Here is a 3621-nt window from a genome sequence, read left to right as displayed (position 1 = left end):
TTCTCGCTTCAAAATAGACCACTTAAATTAAGATAATTGGTATTATTTTGTTTAATTGAGCCTATATAGCTGTAACCGAAGTGCAAATATGTTAATTGTATCGAGGTAACTTGAGCTTAGGATAACACAGGCTGTTAGTATGCAAATATGCTTTGTATTAGGGAGTGTGTAGTTGTTGAACACGACAGACCCATTTATTCTTTAGCCAAAGCTCAGGTTAATTGGTACTAAATATAAATATCTGCACGGGTGATGGTTGAACCAACATAATGAACTGTTTTGTTGGGTTAACTTCACGCCGTTTTGCTTTCATACCAGTGTCTTAGAGGCTGGTAATGTTTTTGCTCAAACAACAAAATTAACGGAGCGGCGTAATAATGAAGAAAATGAGCTTGGTGGCCTTTGCTGTGGCGCTTGGGCTAAGTGGATGCGCTCAAGATAAGCCGGTTACACAAAAGCATTCTGAGGTTGGAGTCAGCCAATCTAGTATGTCCAGAACAGAGATAGATAAAGTTGTTGAACAATATACGAGACAATTTGTTAACCACCAGCCGGCATTGGCAACATCATTAAAACTACCGAACAGTGAATACGGTGATTATCAAACAAAGCTACCTGACTACTCTGTCGTGGGTATGCAGGCACTGCAAGTCGACATGAATGCAGCGGCGCAGCGTCTAGCGGCAATACAACCGGCAATCAGTAACTCAGATGACTTATTACATGTGAAAGTCAATGAAGTGATTGCGCGTTATTACGCCGGAGATAAGGGGTTCTCAGCCGGTTATATTGATACGTGGGGTGGGCACCTGCCATATATTGTGAACCAGTTGTCAGGCCCCTTACTCGATATTCCTAATGTGCTAAAAGACCAACATGGAATAGAGAGTGAGCAAGATGCCAAAGACTATCTTGCTCGCCTGAATGCCTTTGTTGAAGTGACGAAGCAAGTGGCAAGTAAGGTAACAGCGGACGCCAATAAAGGCGTAATTTTACCAAAAGTATTGTTTCCAAACACGCTAGGTTATTTAGATAACTTCACGGCGCCACATGGTGCAGCGCATCCTTTGGTTACATCGTTTAAAGAAAAACTTGCAAATATCAATGATATTACAGATAAAGCCGCCGCTGAATATGTTGCACAGGCGATACAAATTGTTGAGCAAAAGCTTTATCCCGAGTTTAAAAATGTGTCTGCTATTATGCACGCTCTAGAGAGTAAAGCGCCTGAAAAGGTTGGTATTTGGGCTCAGCCAAATGGCGAAGCTTTCTACCAGCATGAGATCACCTACTTAGCGGATTCTGATATGGGCGCCGAAGAGATCCACCAAATTGGTCTTGCTGAGGTGGAGCGTATTTCAAAGCGTATGGACGAAATCCTTAAGCAAAATGGCTATTCACAGGGATCTGTTGGCGAACGGATGAAGCAGCTCAATGAAGAATCGAGATTTTTATATGCGGACTCTGACGAGGGTCGTGAAGCGTTATTATCGTTCTTGCGTGGTGAAATAGCGACTATTTTACAAAAAGCACCAGATTATTTTTCTACTATTCCACCGCAACCAGTTGAAGTCAAACGCATACCACAGGCTGTGGAAGCAGGTGCGCCCGGTGGTTACTACAATGGACCATCGCTTGATGGAAGTCGCCCAGGGGTATTTTCAATCAACCTAAAAGATATGAAGGCAGTACCAAGCTTTGGCATGAAAACCTTGACGTATCATGAAGCAGTTCCTGGTCATCATTTTCAAATTGCCCTGAATATGTTGCAAACCGAAATTGGTTTGATGCGTCAAAATGCGTCATTTAACGGCTATATCGAAGGATGGGCATTATATTCTGAGTTGCTGGCTTATGAGATGGGCATGTATAAAGACGATCCATTTGGTGACTTAGGTCGTCTGCAAGCTGAGGCCTACCGTGCAGCTCGACTTGTTGTTGATACTGGGTTGCATTACAAAAAGTGGACACGCGACCAAGCGATCACCTATTTTGCTGATGCAACAGGTACGGCAATGAGTGATGTGGTATCGGCTATCGATCGTTATATTGCGTGGCCCGGGCAAGCGCTTGGTTATAAGCTAGGTATGCTCAAGCTGGTTGAACTGAGAGAGCATGCTAAGCAGCAACTGGGAGAGAAGTTTGATATTAAAGCATTTCATGATGTGATCTTACTAAAAGGTGCAAGGCCGCTGCGCTTAGTTGAAGAGGATGTTAACGCGTGGGTTGAGTCGCTAACAGCAGCCTAATTTTTACTCTCAGCTTGGTGGTGAGTGAACTACCAAGCTGATTTGCCTTTCTCTTTGCCTGTCTTTATGGTCTCTGGGTTAATACTTGATATTTGGTTTTGCTTTTGCCCTAGCAAGGATTTCTTCGCTGCGATTTATATCTTTGCGTTGTAGATCGAGGCCCGTGGTATTTTCATTTTCTACAGGCTGATAGGCAAGTTCAGCATACAGTGCAAAGTGATCAGAGTCGATATTTGCCAGCCGCTTTATATCAACAACAGTGAAGTGATGACTTGAAAACAGATGATCTAATGGCCATCTAGCAAACGGGTAATCTGCGTGAAAGGTGTTAAACATACCACGACCAACCCTAGGGTCTAATAGTCCACTGATTTTACGAAAAGCCTAGTGGTTGGAGACCATGCAACATCGTTCAAGTCTCCGGTTACTATGGTCGGTAAAGCGTGTTTCGCTATGCGTTTAGCCACAATGACTAACTCAGCATCACGCTCTATGGCGGTTTTATTCTCTGTTGGGCTAGGAGGAGCTGGATGTAAAAAGTGAGCTTGTATGATGGTATTGGATGGGAGTTTGATTTTTGCATGTATCGAGGGTACATCTTCTTCAACAATATACTCACAGGTAGCGTCCTCAAGCGGGTGGCGTGAATATACATGCATACCATATAAATTAGACTGCGGGCACTTTACAGAGTAGGGCAGTATATCTAACAGTGAGTCGAGGTGTTGTTGCCATATCTCGTCACTTTCTAGTGTTATGAGTATATCAGGCTGATGTGCTCGAACTTAGCTGAGCAACAGGCTAAATTGGCGGTTGGTTTGTAGCACGTTGGCGGTGAGTATACTCATTGTTTGAGTATTTGATGTTGCATGTTTTACCTCTACTGGCCAAAGGGGCGTATAAGGCAAGATCCACCAAAGTTGAAAGCATAAGCACGCGGTGAGCACAAACATAGTGATCACGCTAAGCAGACTTAACTTGAAAAAGGCAATGCACAACATCAGTGCTACGGCAGTCATTGTGACGAGCTGGAGTCTAGGAAACTCCATTGCTCTGACACTCCAATGCGGGTGCTTGGCCAAAGGTAATAACGTAGCTTCCAAGATAACAACACTCAGTGAAGCGATAATCCAAGTCATGTAATACCCTAACATAATGGAAGAATTTGCTCAGTATACTTTATGTCGGCTGAAATGTATGTGAATAGTATCGACGTTGAGTGGGCACTCATTGTCGATACTCGGTTGGTGGGGAACACCGTTGGTTATACTTTTGAGCTTAGGTAATACCAATTTGACTTAATACTTGCTCAATTTGAAGGAGTAAATCTGACGCTAACAGCGTTAAAAATTTCTCATTTAGAACAACTAAA

Annotated in this window: 4 protein-coding genes; 1 reads left to right on the top strand and 3 read right to left on the bottom strand. The window is 43.2% G+C overall.

Annotated features, from left to right (window positions below; translation table 11 throughout):
• Positions 1-377 precede the first annotated feature (377 nt).
• A complete protein-coding gene (locus D9603_RS21105; protein ID WP_128732807.1) occupies positions 378-2249 on the top strand; it encodes a DUF885 domain-containing protein in 1872 nt (623 codons plus the stop codon).
• 78 nt (positions 2250-2327) lie between these two features.
• Here D9603_RS21105 and D9603_RS22250 read toward each other — a convergent pair whose 3' ends face one another.
• The 3 genes from D9603_RS22250 to D9603_RS22240 are packed head-to-tail and all read right to left on the bottom strand — an operon-like array spanning position 2328 to position 3388.
• A complete protein-coding gene (locus D9603_RS22250) occupies positions 2328-2585 on the bottom strand; it encodes a hypothetical protein (RefSeq protein ID WP_241651742.1) in 258 nt (85 codons plus the stop codon).
• A 20-nt stretch (positions 2586-2605) separates the two neighbouring features.
• Positions 2606-2986 carry an endonuclease/exonuclease/phosphatase family protein gene (locus tag D9603_RS22245; protein WP_241651743.1) on the bottom strand — a complete coding sequence of 127 codons (381 nt, stop codon included), beginning with the start codon at positions 2984-2986 and terminating at the stop codon, positions 2606-2608.
• A 48-nt stretch (positions 2987-3034) separates the two neighbouring features.
• Positions 3035-3388 (bottom strand): hypothetical protein, encoded by a 354-nt coding sequence (locus tag D9603_RS22240; protein ID WP_241651741.1) that lies wholly within the window; start codon positions 3386-3388, stop codon positions 3035-3037.
• Between the last annotated feature and the right edge of the window lie 233 nt (positions 3389-3621).

The sequence above is a fragment of the Pseudoalteromonas sp. PS5 genome, from assembly GCF_004103255.1.
GTDB classification, from domain to species: Bacteria; Pseudomonadota; Gammaproteobacteria; order Enterobacterales; family Alteromonadaceae; genus Pseudoalteromonas; species Pseudoalteromonas peptidolytica.
This window is presented reverse-complemented; position numbering and strand designations above follow the sequence as displayed.